Below are 16,305 nucleotides of genomic sequence, written 5' to 3'. Positions count from 1 at the left end.
ATGGCTGATACCAAAAGCATCTTAACTACGCCTATTTTTGACAATAACCCTATCGGTTTGCAAATATTAGGTATCTGTTCGGCACTAGCTGTGACGACTAGCATGTCCAATGCGATGGTCATGTGTGTAGCGCTGACTTTAGTGACTGCATTTTCGAGCTTTTTCATCTCGATTATTCGCAAAAAAATTCCGTCTAGTATTCGTATCATCGTGCAGATGACTATTATCGCCTCCTTGGTTATTTTAGTCGATCAGGTACTAAAAGCAGTCGCTTATGACGTCAGTAAAGGCTTATCGGTATTCGTTGGTTTGATTATCACCAACTGTATCGTCATGGGCCGCGCCGAAGCGTTTGCCATGAGCAACCCGCCGATTCCTAGCTTTTTGGATGGTATCGGTAATGGTCTTGGCTACTCAGCAGTACTCCTGTTCGTCGCTACAATCCGTGAGCTATTAGGCTCAGGTACTTGGTTCGGTATCACTATATTACAGCCAGTGACTGACGGCGGTTGGTACTTACCTAACGGTCTATTATTACTACCCCCATCAGCCTTCTTTATTATCGGCTTATTTATCGCCATTGTGCGTCTTTGGAAGCCAGAACAAATCGAAGAAGCTGACTTTGTAATGAAGCCGCAGTCTAAAGGCATGGCACATGGAGGCGGTCACTAATGGGACATTATGTTAGCTTATTTATAACCTCAGTCTTTATTGAGAATATGGCGCTAGCCTACTTCTTAGGCATGTGTACTTTCTTAGCAGTATCAAAGAAGGTCTCAACCGCTATCGGCCTTGGGGTTGCCGTTATCGTCGTTATGGCGATTACCGTACCGCTTAATAATTTGCTCTTTCAGTTCATCCTAAAAAGTGGCGCTTTGGCTTGGGCGGGCTTTCCTGATATCAATTTAAGCTTCTTAGGTCTGCTCAGTTATATCGGCTTAATCGCAGCAACGGTTCAGATTCTAGAGATGTTCTTGGATAAGTTCGTGCCTGCGCTTTATAACGCTCTAGGGGTATTCTTACCGCTGATTACCGTTAACTGCGCTATCCTCGGCGGCGTACTATTCATGGTTGAGCGTGATTATAATTTTAGCGAATCTGTCGTGTACGGCGTTGGTGCTGGTTTTGGTTGGGCAGTCGCTATTGTTGCTTTGGCGGGTATCCGTGAAAAGCTCAAATATTCAGACATTCCAGGACCGCTACAAGGCTTGGGCATCACCTTTATTACCGTAGGTTTGATGTCACTTGGCTTTATGTCGTTCGGCGGTATGTCAATTTAGGCACTGAGTATTATTAGCTTAATGAATAATTAGCTTATTGAACTATTAGCTTATTGAACCATTTAACTCATTTATTTGGAAGGGGTTCGAGAGTCACTACAGTCAGCTCTTGACCCCTACCCCATAAATTAAGGATACCTACCATGGATTATGCTACGGCGATTGGTGGCGTTGCTATGTTCACTGTGATCATCATGAGCCTTGTCGCTATTATTTTAGCGGCGCGTTCACGACTGGTCAGCTCAGGGGACGTTACCATTCGCATTAATGAAAATCCTGATAATGATGTTGTCACCCCTGCCGGTGGCAAACTGCTACAAACGCTTGCCAGCGAAGGTATATTTTTATCATCAGCTTGCGGCGGTGGTGGTACTTGCGCTCAGTGTCGCTGCCGTGTGATTGAAGGCGGCGGCTCTATTCTGCCGACCGAAGAGGGGTACTTCACTCAAGGTGAGATTCGCAACCATATGCGCTTAGCCTGTCAGGTCGCCGTCAAGCAAGATATGGAAATCGAGATTGATCCCGAATTCTTTGATGTGCAAAAGTGGGAATGTGAAGTTGTCTCTAATGACAACGTTGCTACCTTTATTAAAGAGCTGGTACTTAAGATTCCAGAAGGCGAAGCGGTGAACTTCCGCGCCGGTGGCTATGTGCAGTTAGAAGCGCCGCCGCACGAAGTACACTATAAAGACTTCGATATCGCTGAAGAGTATAGAGAAGATTGGGAAAAGTTCGGCATCTTTGATTATGTCTCAAAAGTCGATGAGCCAGTAATTCGTGCTTATTCGATGGCCAATTACCCTGAAGAAAAAGGCATCATCAAATTTAACATCCGTATCGCCAGTCCGCCGCCGCGTGGTCCTGCCGGTATTCCACCCGGTCAGATGTCCTCTTGGACATTCAACCTAAAACCTGGCGACAAGGTCACCGTATCAGGCCCTTATGGTGAATTCTTTGCCAAAGATACTGAAGCTGAGATGATCTTCGTCGGTGGTGGTGCGGGTATGGCGCCGATGCGCTCGCACATCTTTGATCAGCTCAAGCGTCTCAATTCTGATCGCAAGATTAGCTTTTGGTACGGCGCGCGCTCGATCCGTGAGATGTTCTATGTTGAGGATTATGATCAGCTCGAAGAAGAGTTCGCTAACTTTGAGTGGCATGTGGCGCTGTCTGATCCATTACCAGAAGATAACTGGGATGGCTATACTGGCTTCATTCACAATGTATTGCTAGAAGAATACCTCAAAGACCATCCAAACCCTGAAGACTGCGAATACTATATGTGCGGGCCACCGATGATGAACGCTGCTGTCATCGATATGCTGCATAGCCTCGGCGTAGAAGATGAAAATATCATGCTTGATGACTTTGGTGGTTAAGTAAACAAAGTAAGCTTAGAAATATGAATAAAAAAGAGTCTCAATCGAGGCTCTTTTTTTTGGCTAAAACTTGAAGACACTCTCTTTTTCATTTTACAAATTCGAGTAGCAATCTAAGGGTTAATTTTTTATAGTATTGGTAACCACTATTGATGTTTTTTACATTGATAGATTTTTACTGAGTAAGGATGCTTATGAAAACGAAATTTAAAGACCTAACGATTTGGATAACTGGTGCTTCGAGCGGCTTAGGTGAAGCGTTGTCGATTGCCTTTGCCAAAAAAGGCGCGACTATTATATTAAGCGGCCGTAATGAGGACAAACTAGAACAAGTCAAAAAACAGTGCAAAAAGTCCAAAAACCATCATATCGTCTCTTTTGATATCAGCGATAGCGAGCAGACCAAAGCCGCTTATGAGACCGCTATAAATAAAGCCGGCAAAATTGACTGGCTCATTAATAATGCGGGCGTCTCTCAGCGCTCATTGATCATGGAAACCTCTGAGGACGTTGAGCGCCAAATTATGGAGCTCGATTACTTTGCGCAAACGCGTCTGACGCGTCTGGTACTGCCAGCCATGCTCGCGCAAGGCGGCGGTAAGATCGTGATGATATCTAGTATCGCAGGACTTATAGGTACGCAGTATCGCGGCGCTTATAGTGCAGCCAAAGCCGCTATTCATCTATGGGCCAATAGCCTGCGCGCTGAGCTCTACGATCAAGGTATTGAGGTGGCTACGATATTCCCAGGCTTTATCCAAACCAATGTCTCGATTAATGCTTTGACAGGAGATGGTAGCGCACAAGGTACGATGGATGATGCGACGAGCAAAGGACTCACTGCGTCCGAATTTGCTAAGCAAGTGGTCAAGGCACTCAGCAAAGGTGAAGAATATATCATCGTTGGCGGCCGCCAAGAGAGAATGGCCACTAGAGTCAATCGCTTATCGCCGCCTAAGCTCTATAAGCTGATCCGTAAGTCACAAGTCAGATAGCTTTATCTAGAACGCTTTTATAAGATTAGCCAGATTTCGGCTTATTGCTGTGATTAAAAAAAGTTAGAGGTGTACAATAGGCAAAACCTATTTATACCCCTAATTTTTATACTTATTAAAACCATCCCTATGATAAATTTATTGCCACAAAACACTTCTAAAACCATGAATAAAAGCTGTCTTGCTACTATGCGTCTTACTACTATCGGTACGGCTACCCTATTAAGTCTGAGTGCTTGCCAGCAACCTACCGCAGACTTTAATACCTTGAGCGGTGAGACTATGGGCACTAGCTACCATATCAGCTATCAGCTCCCAGACGGTACTGATGAAACAGCTATTCAAGCTTCCATCGACGAAAGGCTGCAGCACATTAATGACAGCATGTCGACCTATATAGACGACTCGACTATTTCTAAATTCAACCGCTTAGCCGCTAATACGCCTATCACTATCGATGCGGACTTTAGCCATGTGTTAGACGTTTCAAGACAAGTTTATGAGCAATCAGGTGGCGCTTTTGATCCGACGGTGATGCCATTGATCGAGACTTGGGGCTTTGGCAGTACTATGACGGTCGAGCGCTTACAAAGCCCGCCAAGTCAGGTTGAAATTGCTGAGGCCAAAGCCTTAGTCGACTTTGACAGTATAGTACAAGAGGGCGATAGTCTTTATAAAACTAAAGATGGCGTAGGTTTAGACTTCTCAGCTGTAGCAAAAGGCTACGGCGTCGATGCCATCGCTGAGGTGCTAAGACAAGACTATCAGATTCGCAATTATATGGTCGAGATTGGCGGAGAGGTGGCTTCCTCTGGAGTGAACTCACAAACCCAGCCTTGGCAAATCGCTATTGACGCGCCCATTGAAGGCAGTACGGTCACCGAGCGTCAAACTATTGCCGCTATTCGCCAACCCAAATCTTTGGGCAATAAGATGTATCTGGCAACTTCTGGTAACTATCGAAATTCGATAATTTTTGACGATAAACGCTATAGCCATACTATCGATCCGACTACTGGTGAGCCTATCATAGGCGGCGCCCCTTCTGTGACGGTGGCAGCTGACTCGGTGGGACTTGCCGATGCTTGGGCAACCGCGCTCACCGCTATGCCGTATGAGCAAGCACTGGCGAGTGCCGAACAGCATAATATAGCAGCGCTGTTCGTGATATTAGTCGATAATACTGATATTGACGCCGATCGTTTAGAGGACTGGCAGATCGTAGAAACCTCTGCTATGCAAGCGTTAAGAGCGGATAAACCCTCTTAATCGGCCTTATCTGCTATGGTAGTAAAGTATTGATAATAAAACACTTGTGCCAGCGAGCAAGACCAAAACCTGCTATAATATTAACTAATAAAATATAAATGTGAGGTCACGCTATGCTTAGCCAACTCCTGCCAATGCTTGCCATTACTTTTACCGTCTTTGTACTGTTCTTTTTACTCATGGGTATTGGTTATATGTTCAAAAAGCAGCCACTCAAAGGCTCGTGTGGCGGTGTTGCGAACTTGATGGGTGATGAGAGATGCTCGTTTTGTGGTGATGATCCCAATAAGTGTGATTCAGTCGTAGCAGAGCAGCAAGACACTGCTTTAAAAGCCGCTCAATTGGGTAAATCGGTTTAAGCTCTTTTAGTTTTAGTTATGTCTGGTTTTAAGCTATTTGTGAGATTGCAGTTTTGTCTTAGCTAGGCTTTGGTTACCATACGCTGGTAGTACTTCGTCCTCTCCACTCTTATACTAGTGTTAAGTATTTTTAAGATGCTTAACACTTTTTTATTGTGTACGGTTTGCCTATTCCGATTAGTCTAAGTTTTATATCGAACTTTACTGTTTACTGTATTGGTTTTTGACGCTTTATATTAACCACCGTCTTGGTGGAATTTTTTTTGGGTTATTCTAAAAGTGCTCTTTTGTCAGCCTTTAGGCCATAACCTTTCCTTTTTTCCAATTTTATAGTCGTGCCGCTATGTCTACTCCTGCTAACACTAATTCTCGCTCAGATACTCTAAAACCCAATCACCTACCCTCAGCCAAGTTTACTTTTTGGTTGGTACTGATTGCTATGATACTACTGGCGACCAATATGCGCGCGCCTATTGTGGCGCTTGGTTCTATCGCGCCGGTGGTGCAAGAAGCGCTGGGTATCTCTGAGACCGAGATCGGTTGGCTTGGCGCGGTGCCGATGCTGACTTTTGCGATTGGGGCTTTGATTGCGCCTGCTATCGGCAAACGTTTTGGCCTTGAAAATACGCTGATTGCTATGGTAGCACTGCTCACCTTTGGGATGGTGCTTCGTTCTGTGGTGCCCACTTGGCTCGGCTTTTTGAGCGGGACTTTACTGCTGACTCTAGCGATCGGTTTTGCCAATACCTTAGCAGCTCCAGTCATCAAACAGCGCACACCTAAGCATATTCCGCTGATTACCGGTCTGTTCAGCCTGACAATGACCGTCTCTGCTGGTATTGTCGCAGGTGTGGTTTTACCTTTATCTGAGAGTATCGGTTGGCAATGGTCGCTTGGTGGTTGGTCATTATTGGGCTTGTTTGCCTTAGTGGCTTGGGTGTTTTTGCGTCTACGTTTGGGCTCTTCTAACCATCAAGCTGCTATTTTACCCTCTTCGGGATCCTCAGAGGTCTCCATGTGGCGCGCGCCGTTCGCTTGGCAAATTGCGGTATTTATGGGGCTGCAATCGCTACTATTTTATACCGTGGCCAGTTTTTTGCCTTCTATTTGGGTCAGTAAAGGATTGAGTCCGGTCGCGGCTGGGCAGATGGGCTCGGTGTTTCAATTTATGGCACCTTTCGCTATTTTAAGCTTAACGTGGCTAGTCAATCGTGGACGTCCGATTCAAGCGCTAGCGATATCTGCATCGGTTCTCAATGTCATCGGCGTCTTAGGGGTCAGTTATTTGACGCCAGATTTGGCATGGCTGTGGTCAGGTCTCATGGGTGCCGGCTGTTCTGCTATTTTCACTTTGAGTATGATGCTTTTTTCCATGCGCACTTATACTACTAACCAATCGAGCGAGCTGTCGGGTATGGCGCAGTTTGTCGGTTATCTACTGGCGTTTTTTGGGCCTTTAGGTACCGGTTGGCTCCATGAAGCAACAGACAGTTGGGATTTGCCATTATTATTGATACTGATATTAATGGTTATCAACGTCGGGCTTGCATGGTTGGTCAGTCGTCCGGTTATGGTCGATGGCAAGAAGGCTTAAGATAGAATTAGCTTGCTTGCCGTAACTTTACCCTTATATTGATTACTCGTTGGTACTGCTAAACTGGTTTGATTGATTCAAGGATAATACTGTTATGAAAAGCAAAACGCTCAGCTTAGTTAACATATCTACTTATAGCTTGATTATCACTATGGTCAGCGCAGGCCTGCTGATAAGTGGCTGCCAAGACAAACCAGAAACTAACGAACCCCAAGCGACTAAAACAACAACGAATGCACCTGTACAAGCTGAAGGTACGAGCAGTATCAGTACTGCTGAGCAACAAGTGATATCACAACCCATCACTATCCTAGCGCTAGGTGATTCACTAACCGAAGGCTTAGGCGTCGAGCGTGATGGTAATTACCCCGCGCAGTTAGAAGCCAAATTAAAAGAAATGGGCTACGTTAACGTCGATGTGGTCAACTCAGGCTTAAGCGGCGAAACCAGCACCGGATTGGTGAATCGCTTGGACTGGGTGACCCAAACCGAGCCTGACATCACCATACTCACTATTGGTGCTAATGATGCGATACGCGGACTCGATGTAGCAACGATTGAAGATAACATTCGCACGGCAGTTAAACATCTACAAGATAATGGTAGCGAAGTGATCTTAGGCGGTATGCAAATTTATGATAACTTGGGCAACGCATACGTGCAGTCGTTTTCAGATATTTATCCGCGTATCGCTGAAGATATGAATGTGCCGATGATTCCGTTTTTCTTAGAGGGCGTGGGCGGTGTTAGCGAGTTAAATCAAGCGGATGCTATTCATCCTACAAAGGAAGGCTATACGATAATCGTTAATAATAACATCTTGCCTGTGCTTAAGCCTGAGCTTGAGAATATGGTAGTAAGCGCGCGTAATTAAATTAGTCAACTTCAAGAAACACAGCGCTTCTGGTATAAATTTTCCTTGCTTGCTGTGCCTACGCCGTTTCGATGCTGCGCAAAATTTACCCCAGAAGCACTTAAACGTAGTTATTTTCTTGCCAAACACTTATAGCGATACATATATTAATCGAGACTGTCCAATGACCGCTACACTTACCAACAATGCCCTACTCACCGCCGCAAACCTCAATAAAACCGTCCACGTCGGTGAGCAATCGCTAGCGATTATCAAAGACGTCAGTATCCATGTCGATGCCGGCGAGTTTGTGGTGATTATGGGCAAGTCCGGCTCAGGTAAATCTACCTTGCTAGGATTATTAGCAGCGTTAGATTATCCAGATAGCGGCTCGGTTAAATTAGGCGAGCAAACCTTAAGTAGTCTTGATGAAGATGCACTGGCGGCTATTCGTCAGCGTGATATGGGCTTTGTGTTTCAGTCCTTTCATCTATTGCCGACATTGACGGTGGCAGAAAATATTGCTTTTCCGCTCGATATTGCGCGGCGTCCCGATAATGCGCGGGTCGATGAACTCATCGATGCGGTCGGACTTGGGCATCGGCGTGATAGTTTACCCAATCAATTATCTGGCGGTGAACAGCAGCGTACCGCTGTCGCCCGCGCTTTGGTATCACGTCCCAAAATCGTCTTTGCTGATGAGCCAACGGGTAATTTAGACGAACAAAACGCTGACCAAGTCATGCAATTATTGTTAGATTTACGGCAACAGACCGGTTCAGCGCTGGTGGTCGTGACTCATGACCCAGCGCTTGCTGAGATGGCGGATAGAGTGATTATTATGCATGATGGGGTGATAGACGGAACTTACGCCAATGGATAAGCTCGCAAAAAACAATCAAACTCGTCATCGTGTCAGCGATGACACAAACGGCGCTAATAGCATAATAAGCCAGCTTTTCGCTTCCACACTAGGCACTAAAGCCCTCACTCGTAGCTGGTGGCGGCGCTGGGTGTATCCCGTTTTATTCTTAATCACTTTAACCCTATCGCTTGCCACTTACCTGACTTTGGATTCGATTCAGCAAGCAGTGAATACCTATATCACGGACAATCAGCGCGCGCTGGTTGGTGGTGATTTGGTGCTCGAGAGCAATCAAGAGTGGCCGGCGCAAGTATTAGAGCAAGTACGCAGTTTGCCTAAGAGCCAAGTCGTCTATGACCACCAGTTTAGCTCCATGGCGGTGACCGAAAAGCAAACTTTGCTAGTGCGCATCAAAGGCGTCACTCCTGCCTATCCTTTATATGGCGAGGCACAAACCGCCTCCGGTAAACCCTTATGGCAACAGCTAAGGCCAGACACTATCGTCATCGCGCCAGAGGTGTTACAAGGGTTAAATGCCGATGTTGGCGATACGGTTACCATTGGCGATGGGCAATTTACTATCAGCGATGTGCTGACCAAAGAGCCAGACCGCCCCTTGAGCGCTTTTGATTTTGGCGGGCATGTATTGATGCAAGAGGACGCGCTGGCGGCGACCAATCTACTCGGTCAGCGTAGCCGTGTACGTTATCGTATTGAGATAGCAGGCGACGAGGAAACCATAGCCGCGTTAAATGAGCAATTAGAGCAAACCTTAACCAGCTATCCTAACATCAGGCTCTCCGATATCGATAGCGAGGACACGCAAGTCTCGCGCATCTCTGATAATGTGCTCATGTTTTTAAAATTACTGGTCATCGCGGTATTGCTACTATCCGCCGTCGCTATGTATGGGGTTATTACCGCCTTTGTCACCAAACAGCAAGCCAACAACGCCATCCGTATGGCGATGGGCGAACCGGCCCGTCAAATCAAAGCCAGCTACTATCGGCTGTTATTGGACACCTCCATCATTGCCAGTGTTGCCGCTGTCGTGCTTAGCCTCGGATTATTAAAAATAGGCCAGCCTTATCTCACCGCTATTTTGCCTGAAGACCTTGGTTTAGCGATTAGTCCGCTTAGTATCATTAAAACGCTGATTATCGCTATTATATTGACCTTGGTCATTACCCAACGTGGTCTCAATCCGCTTGGCACCACTACCCCTGCCACCCTGCTCAACCAAGGCGCGAGCCAGCAATCAGGTAAACGACTGCCATGGTATAAAGGGTACAAACGCTTACCCCTACTCTGGTACGGGCTGATGTTTATCGGTCTGTATTTATTCTTCACTTATGAAGTCGGCTCTTGGCGCCTATCAGCGCAATTGCTTATCGGTTTGATTGGCTTTGTCGCTATATTTTGGGCGCTGGCGCGTAGTTGGCTATGGCTATTATCACGCCTAGCGAAAAATAAAAACGTCAGCTGGATGCAGCGCATTGCTATTCATAATCTGGCGCGTAAAGGCAATCAATCGGCGCTATTCTTCGTCACGCTAGCGCTATCAGTCGCGGTATTGACCTTGATTACCACTTTAAATCACAGTATCAATGCCCAGTTCGTCAACGCCTACCCTGAAGATGCGCCCAATATATTTTTGCTTGATGTGCAAAGCGAACAACACGAAGAGATTAATAACATCATTGGCGCACCGGTCAGCTATTACCCCGTTATTCGCGCGCGTATCGTCACCGCTGGCGGCGTGGCGGCAGAAGATATCGACGCCGATGACGACTTCGATGAGCCGACGCGGGTGTTTAACTTAAGCTACGCCGACACGATTATGGACACCGAATACATCGTCGATGCGGTCACCAATGACGAGCTGTATAGCCCTATCGATGGTCAAGACCTTGACAAATCGCCATTACAACAAGTACAGCCGTTATCTATTTTAGATGGTGCGGCTGAGATGTTAAATGTCGGTATGGGTGATGAAGTGGTGTTTAATATCCAAGGTATTGAGATAACTGGAGAGATTACCAGTATCCGCTCGCGCTTTGAACGTGGCCCCAGCCCCTTCTTTTACTTCTTATTTGAACCTGAGCTGTTGGCCGCCGCCCCGCAAATCCAATTTGCCACCGCGCACATCCCTGAGGACAGTATCGCTGAGGTACAAGGTCAGCTGGTACGCGAATTTCCTGCCGTCACTACGGTTGACGGAACGGCTATCGCTGAGCAAATCCAAGGACTGGTACAGCAGATGAGCCGCTTGGTCTATGTCTTCACCTTACTGGCTCTGCTTACAGGGATTATGGTGCTGATTAGCTCGCTACTGTCCACCTCGCAAGACCGCATGCAAGAGAGCGCCTCGTTTCGCCTGCTCGGCATGCAAAAGCGGGATTTATACCTGCTTAATATCTTGGAGATTGGTGTACTTGGGGTTAGCGCGGCGGTGTTTGCGATGACGATTGCCAGCGCTGGCTCGTGGTTTGCGATTACCCAGTGGTTTGATTTACGCTTTAGCGTCCCGTGGGCGAACTTAGCTATTGGTGGCGGATTGCTCCTTGCCTTACTGCTGGGTATTGCGATTATTTATGTGAGATTGGTGATTGGGCGTGGGATTATGGCAAGAGTTCGGGCGATGGTTTGAGGGTGAGCTAGGTTAAACATACGCTAATATTATCTTAACTCCACTACGACACTATTTGACGCTTAAAACTCTCAGTATATTGTGAATCTTCTAATTGAAAGGCATACTTGGGTTTGAACAATTGTGAACTTACAATAACATAGTATAGGCGTTATATCTTATCTCCTAAAACTTACAAAGGATTTCAACAATGACATCTATACCAACAATGCCCAAAGTTAGTATCTCTAAATTAACTTTTTCAGGTGGTAATAGTTTTGAACTCCAAGAAGATGAAATAATAATATTAGTAGGGCCTAATAATAGTGGTAAATCTAAAACCTTAAGAGAGATTGTTGAAAGGTCGGGTTCAGAGTCATCTAGTAATTGTATAGTAGTTACAGGTTTAGAGTTAAATAAGCAAGGTACAGTAGAACAGCTCAGAGGTTTTTTGAATAGTAATGCGCAGATTATAGGAGACTCATATAACTATGGAACATGGCGTATTGATAATATGCATTTGAGTTTTTGGGATAATAATTACTTATTTGGCGGTATACTTGATGCATATGTAAAAAACATTACAGCTAATGATCGTTTATCTATATGTGAACAACAGAATAGTGTTAGTCCTGAGCAACAGAAAACTAAACCACAACATATACTGTATGACAACTCACAGTTGATGGAAAAAATTAGTAATATTTTTGAAGTGGCATTTGGTAAAAGGCTATATTTCAACTTGCGTGGAGGTAGCAAGCTGCCTATCCATGTAGGAAATTTACCAGAAACAATGGATAGTCAAGAAAATACTAATAATGCTCTACAAATACTAAATAAATATGTTGATGCTGTTAAAGAACTGCCACTCCTTGATAAGCAGGGAGATGGTATGAAAAGCTATGCTGGTATTTTATTCGAAAGTATTGTTACTGACTATAGTATTACTCTTATAGATGAGCCTGAAGCTTTTCTACATCCTCCTCAAATGAAAAAATTAGGAGAGACACTTGCTAAAGAAGTTAACGGACAATTATTTGTAGCGACTCATAGTAGCGATATATTAAGGGGTTTTTTAGAAGGCACTCAAGGGAATGTAAGAATCCTTAGAATTAATAGAGTCAAAGATAAAAATATAGTTATGGAAGCCGATGAAAGTGCTATTAAAGAACTGTGGGAGAAACCGGTTCTAAGATATTCAAATGCTCTTGAAGGCATATTCCATGAACAAACTATTATTTGCGAAGACGATAGCGATTGTAGGCTTATTAATTCAGTAGCAGACTATCTTTCTCTAAGTTCGTCAGACCATTGGGAGGATACAGCTTACGTCCCCGCAGGTGGAAAACATGCCATTCCTAAAATCGCTAAAATTTTAAAAGAAATAGGAGTTCCAACTAAGGCTGTCTTTGATATTGACTTCTTATCAGAAGAAAGGCTAGTTAAAGAGACTGTATTAGCTTTTGGTGGCAACTGGGAAGACATTAAAGTTTTGTGGAATAGAGTAAATCAAGCTATATTAAGCAAAAATCCTGCTAAGCCTCATAAAATTATAAAAGAAGAAATTATAGATATTATTTCTAAATCTTTAGAAGAAGATCTACCTAGTACAGAAATTAGTAAAGCTTTAAAACAAATAAAACCTTGGCATGAAGTCAAAAGCTATGGTGAAAGAAGCATACCTGGAGGTGAAGTTTTAACTAATTATAAAAATATGATAGATAAACTCGAAGAAACCGGAATATATATAATCGGGGTTGGAGAAATTGAAAACTTTTGTAGAGAGCTAGGTGGTCATGGTCCAAAGTTCGTGACTAAATTATTGACCGAAAAAAATATGGAAGATGGAGACTTAGGAGATTTGAGAGATTTTGTTCAAAAAGTTCATTTAGGAAATCATTGTAAATTTAATAAAGATTAACTATTAGGTTTATAATCCACCTGATAAAGCTTAGTTTTCATTATATAATTCCTATTCATCATACTATTAAATAGTCGCCTTGTGGCGCGGTTTAGCCCTGATTGCAGCGGTAGCTTGGTAGGCTGTGGCGCTTACAGCACCTTGCTAACCAGAAAATCACAGATTTTCTCTTGCGTTGGGGCAAAGCAGTGCTTTGCTTTATCCCGCCTCAGGTCGCTCGGACGTTGGAACGCTACTGTGCCTAGGTGCTGTGCGCCACAGACTGCCAACTACAAACGTAAAGCAGGATTAGCTCCAAACTCCGTAAACCAAAACGCTCACTATTGATATAGAGGGCGTTTTTGGTTTATTCGTGGGTTAAATATACGAAAGATAAACGGCGATCAGCGCTTGACACCGCGCACATCAAAGCTGGCATTTGTTATACTAGCGCCACGCGAACCCGCACACTCACCTAATCATACAGTCAGATACTGACAAGCGCACGGTAATCCTATGAAATTCTCTAAGTTTGGTCAAAAGTTTATTCAGCCTACGGGCATCTCGCAATTGATGGATGATTTGGGCGATGCGCTAAAAAGCGATGAGCCAGTCAATATGCTGGGCGGCGGTAATCCGGCGCGGATTGACGCGGTGAATGAGCTGTTTTTAGAGACCTATCAAGCGCTGGGTAACGATGGTAGCTTTCATAATGAGATCAATAGTACGGCAACGAGTAGCATGGCGAATTACTCCAATCCGCAAGGCGATGCCGCTTTTATTGATGCTTTGGTAGGGTTTTTTAATCGTCATTATGACTGGAATTTGACGAGTGAGAATATCGCGCTGACCAATGGCTCGCAAAATGCGTTTTTCTATTTGTTTAACTTATTTGGTGGCGCGTTCGTTGATGATGCGCTTGATGAGTCCAGTCAAGATAAAGACAGTCAATCGGTAGATAAGTCGATTTTGTTACCGCTTGCGCCTGAGTATATCGGCTATAGTGATGTGCATGTTGAGGGTCAGCATTTTATGGCGGTGTTGCCGCATATCGATGAAGTCGCCCATGATGGCGAAGAAGGTTTTTTTAAATATCGAGTAGACTTTGAAGCATTAGAAAACTTGCCAGAGCTTAAAGAGGGACGTATTGGAGCGATTTGCTGTTCGCGTCCGACCAATCCAACGGGCAATGTGTTGACCGATGAAGAGATGGCGCATTTGGCGGAGATTGCTAAGCGTTATGAGGTACCGCTGATTATCGATAACGCTTATGGTATGCCCTTCCCTAATATTATTTATTCTGACGTCACCCTTAATTGGGATTACAATACCATTCTTTGTTTTAGCCTGTCTAAAATTGGCTTGCCGGGGGTACGTACCGGGATTATCGTTGCCGCGCCTGAGGTCATTGAAGCAGTCAGTGCAATGAATGCGGTGGTTAATCTCTCGCCAACGCGTTTTGGCGCTTCTATTGCCACGCCACTGGTTAACAACGATGCGATTAAAGACTTGTCTGATAATGATATTAGGCCCTTTTATCAGCAGCAAGCCAAAACCGCAGTTGCGCTACTTAAAAACGAGCTGGGCGATTATCCATTGTCTATTCATAAGCCTGAGGGCGCGATATTCTTGTGGTTGTGGTTTAAAGATTTACCGATTAGCACATCTGAGCTGTATGAGATCTTAAAAGAAAAAGGTACCCTTATCGTACCGAGTGAATACTTTTTCCCGGGTGTTGATGTTAGCGATTACAGACACGCGCATGAGTGCATTCGTATGAGTATTGCCGCCGATGAAGACACTTTAGAGAAAGGGATTGCGGTGATTGGTGAGGTGGTAAGGGGGCTTTATGATGGTGAGTAGGTTGGCTTGATAATATGACTTTGCGTGAGGCTTCTATGCGTTACGAATTTGAAAATTTGAAAATCAGTAAAGAGAAAAGGTACTCACTAGGTAAAGAAACCACTACCCATAAATATTACTTATCTTTTCCAGTTAGTCCGCCAAATCATAGGTATATTGAGTATGAAGAATACTATGAAATCTCTTCTGAACAGCTTAGCGAGTTTTTAAAAAATGAATATTTATTAATAGAATTTTTGGATAAATGTAGAAGAAGAAAAATGGATCATTTATTTCTTTTTTATCCTATAGCTCCTATTCGAGGTTATCCAACTTAGATTGATTTTATAAAAAAACGGACTGCTAAAAGTCCGTTTTTTTATACGCTAATCTTATGCAAATGGTTTAACTAAACTCTTTTAGCAAAGCTTTAGCACTCATTTTACCAAAGTCATTCGCCGCTAGAGGCCCGTCACCTGAGATCAGTTTTCTATCTTGATGGGTCTGTCCTGAGGCGAGCTTATTGCTAATCGTGACGCCTAAATCTTCTAACTTTTCTGCAAAGTACCAAGGCATAGGTCCCGGTAGATAACCAATTTTTGGCATTTGCTTATCCATAACCGTCGGGAAGGCGACCATCTTATAGCCTTTGAAAATAAAGTCTTTGTTAGCGTTATCGTCTTGCTTGAAGCTATCAGGACTTTCTAAATTAGCTGCCAATAAAGCCGCAGGCCCATGACAAATCGCTAAGGTGAATAGATCATTTTTATGACCCCAGCGCAGTAACTCACCAAGATCATAATCTTCGGGTAAGCCTAGCATCGCCCCATGACCACCGGGGATAAAGATTGCCACATATTCATCGCTATCTGCCATATCATTTTTGACGAAGTCAGCGATGCTTTTTGGATTATTCAACTTGGACTCATACTCGCTATAGATAGCTTTGACGTCTTCATCTTTGTCTGGCATCGCCCATTGCTCAACTTTTACGGAATCCCCTGTTGGGGTAAATACATCGACATCAAAGCCTGCTTGTTTAAAGTGTAATAACGGCACCATCATCTCAACGGGGTGATTACCTGTGTCAAACTTATTGCCATTCTCCATGGTCATATACTGCTGCTCGGTACAGACCATCATAATTTTCTTATTGCCCGTATAGCGATTATCATACTCAGTATTATCGTAGTTGGTTTTGTTCGGTGCGGCTATCTTTAGCGAGGACTTAGAAGGGATATAAGCGCCTGACTCAGTTTCTTGCGGCTCTAAACCCAATGTGTCTTTGGCTTTGTCTAGTAGGTCTTGGATATTCATAATGTTTCCTTTTTTATGATTTA

Annotated in this window: 14 protein-coding genes; 13 read left to right on the top strand and 1 reads right to left on the bottom strand. The window is 44.3% G+C overall.

Annotated elements, in window-relative coordinates:
• The 13 genes from ACTXGJ_RS10355 to ACTXGJ_RS10295 all read left to right on the top strand — a co-directional run bounded on the left by ACTXGJ_RS10355 (position 1) and on the right by ACTXGJ_RS10295 (position 15,303).
• Positions 1–672 (top strand): NADH:ubiquinone reductase (Na(+)-transporting) subunit D, encoded by a 672-nt coding sequence (locus tag ACTXGJ_RS10355; RefSeq protein ID WP_439241959.1) that lies wholly within the window; start codon positions 1–3, stop codon positions 670–672.
• The gene (gene nqrE / locus ACTXGJ_RS10350; protein ID WP_025645220.1) at positions 672–1,280 is read left to right on the top strand and encodes an NADH:ubiquinone reductase (Na(+)-transporting) subunit E; all 609 of its coding nucleotides are present in this window, start codon (positions 672–674) and stop codon (positions 1,278–1,280) included. The genes ACTXGJ_RS10355 and nqrE overlap by 1 nt, the downstream gene beginning before the upstream one ends.
• A 143-nt stretch (positions 1,281–1,423) precedes the next feature.
• Positions 1,424–2,659 carry an NADH:ubiquinone reductase (Na(+)-transporting) subunit F gene (gene nqrF / locus ACTXGJ_RS10345; RefSeq protein WP_443565921.1) on the top strand — a complete coding sequence of 412 codons (1,236 nt, stop codon included), beginning with the start codon at positions 1,424–1,426 and terminating at the stop codon, positions 2,657–2,659.
• 194 nt (positions 2,660–2,853) lie between these two features.
• On the top strand, positions 2,854–3,654 hold the full coding sequence (locus tag ACTXGJ_RS10340; RefSeq protein ID WP_443565919.1) for an SDR family NAD(P)-dependent oxidoreductase: 801 nt from the start codon (positions 2,854–2,856) through the stop codon (positions 3,652–3,654).
• Between the two features lie 189 nt (positions 3,655–3,843).
• On the top strand, positions 3,844–4,923 hold the full coding sequence (locus ACTXGJ_RS10335) for an FAD:protein FMN transferase (protein ID WP_443565917.1): 1,080 nt from the start codon (positions 3,844–3,846) through the stop codon (positions 4,921–4,923).
• 113 nt (positions 4,924–5,036) lie between these two features.
• Positions 5,037–5,282, top strand: coding sequence for a (Na+)-NQR maturation NqrM (gene nqrM / locus ACTXGJ_RS10330; RefSeq protein WP_443565915.1), 246 nt, complete (start codon positions 5,037–5,039; stop codon positions 5,280–5,282).
• 343 nt (positions 5,283–5,625) lie between these two features.
• Positions 5,626–6,876 (top strand): MFS transporter, encoded by a 1,251-nt coding sequence (locus ACTXGJ_RS10325; protein WP_443565913.1) that lies wholly within the window; start codon positions 5,626–5,628, stop codon positions 6,874–6,876.
• A gap of 94 nt (positions 6,877–6,970) precedes the next feature.
• Positions 6,971–7,750: an arylesterase gene (locus ACTXGJ_RS10320; protein WP_443565911.1), complete on the top strand. Its 780-nt coding sequence runs from the start codon at positions 6,971–6,973 to the stop codon at positions 7,748–7,750.
• Positions 7,751–7,913: 163 nt separating this feature from the next.
• A complete protein-coding gene (locus tag ACTXGJ_RS10315) occupies positions 7,914–8,612 on the top strand; it encodes an ABC transporter ATP-binding protein (protein WP_443565909.1) in 699 nt (232 codons plus the stop codon).
• Positions 8,605–11,244, top strand: coding sequence for an ABC transporter permease (locus ACTXGJ_RS10310; protein ID WP_443565907.1), 2,640 nt, complete (start codon positions 8,605–8,607; stop codon positions 11,242–11,244). The genes ACTXGJ_RS10315 and ACTXGJ_RS10310 overlap by 8 nt, the downstream gene beginning before the upstream one ends.
• A gap of 190 nt (positions 11,245–11,434) precedes the next feature.
• Positions 11,435–13,144 (top strand): ATP-dependent nuclease, encoded by a 1,710-nt coding sequence (locus ACTXGJ_RS10305; protein WP_443565905.1) that lies wholly within the window; start codon positions 11,435–11,437, stop codon positions 13,142–13,144.
• A gap of 495 nt (positions 13,145–13,639) precedes the next feature.
• Positions 13,640–14,986 carry a valine--pyruvate transaminase gene (locus tag ACTXGJ_RS10300; protein ID WP_443565903.1) on the top strand — a complete coding sequence of 449 codons (1,347 nt, stop codon included), beginning with the start codon at positions 13,640–13,642 and terminating at the stop codon, positions 14,984–14,986.
• A 14-nt stretch (positions 14,987–15,000) separates the two neighbouring features.
• Positions 15,001–15,303, top strand: coding sequence for a hypothetical protein (locus ACTXGJ_RS10295; protein ID WP_443565902.1), 303 nt, complete (start codon positions 15,001–15,003; stop codon positions 15,301–15,303).
• 67 nt (positions 15,304–15,370) lie between these two features.
• Here the strand turns inward: ACTXGJ_RS10295 and ACTXGJ_RS10290 are convergent, their stop codons facing one another.
• Positions 15,371–16,282 (bottom strand): DJ-1/PfpI family protein, encoded by a 912-nt coding sequence (locus tag ACTXGJ_RS10290; protein WP_443565900.1) that lies wholly within the window; start codon positions 16,280–16,282, stop codon positions 15,371–15,373.
• Positions 16,283–16,305: the final 23 nt, after the last annotated feature.

Origin of the sequence: Psychrobacter sp. 1Y11 (assembly GCF_052259045.1) — a bacterium.
Taxonomy (GTDB): Bacteria; Pseudomonadota; Gammaproteobacteria; order Pseudomonadales; family Moraxellaceae; genus Psychrobacter.
The sequence above is the reverse complement of the archived record's forward strand: the minus strand, read 5'-3'. Positions and strand labels throughout refer to the sequence as shown.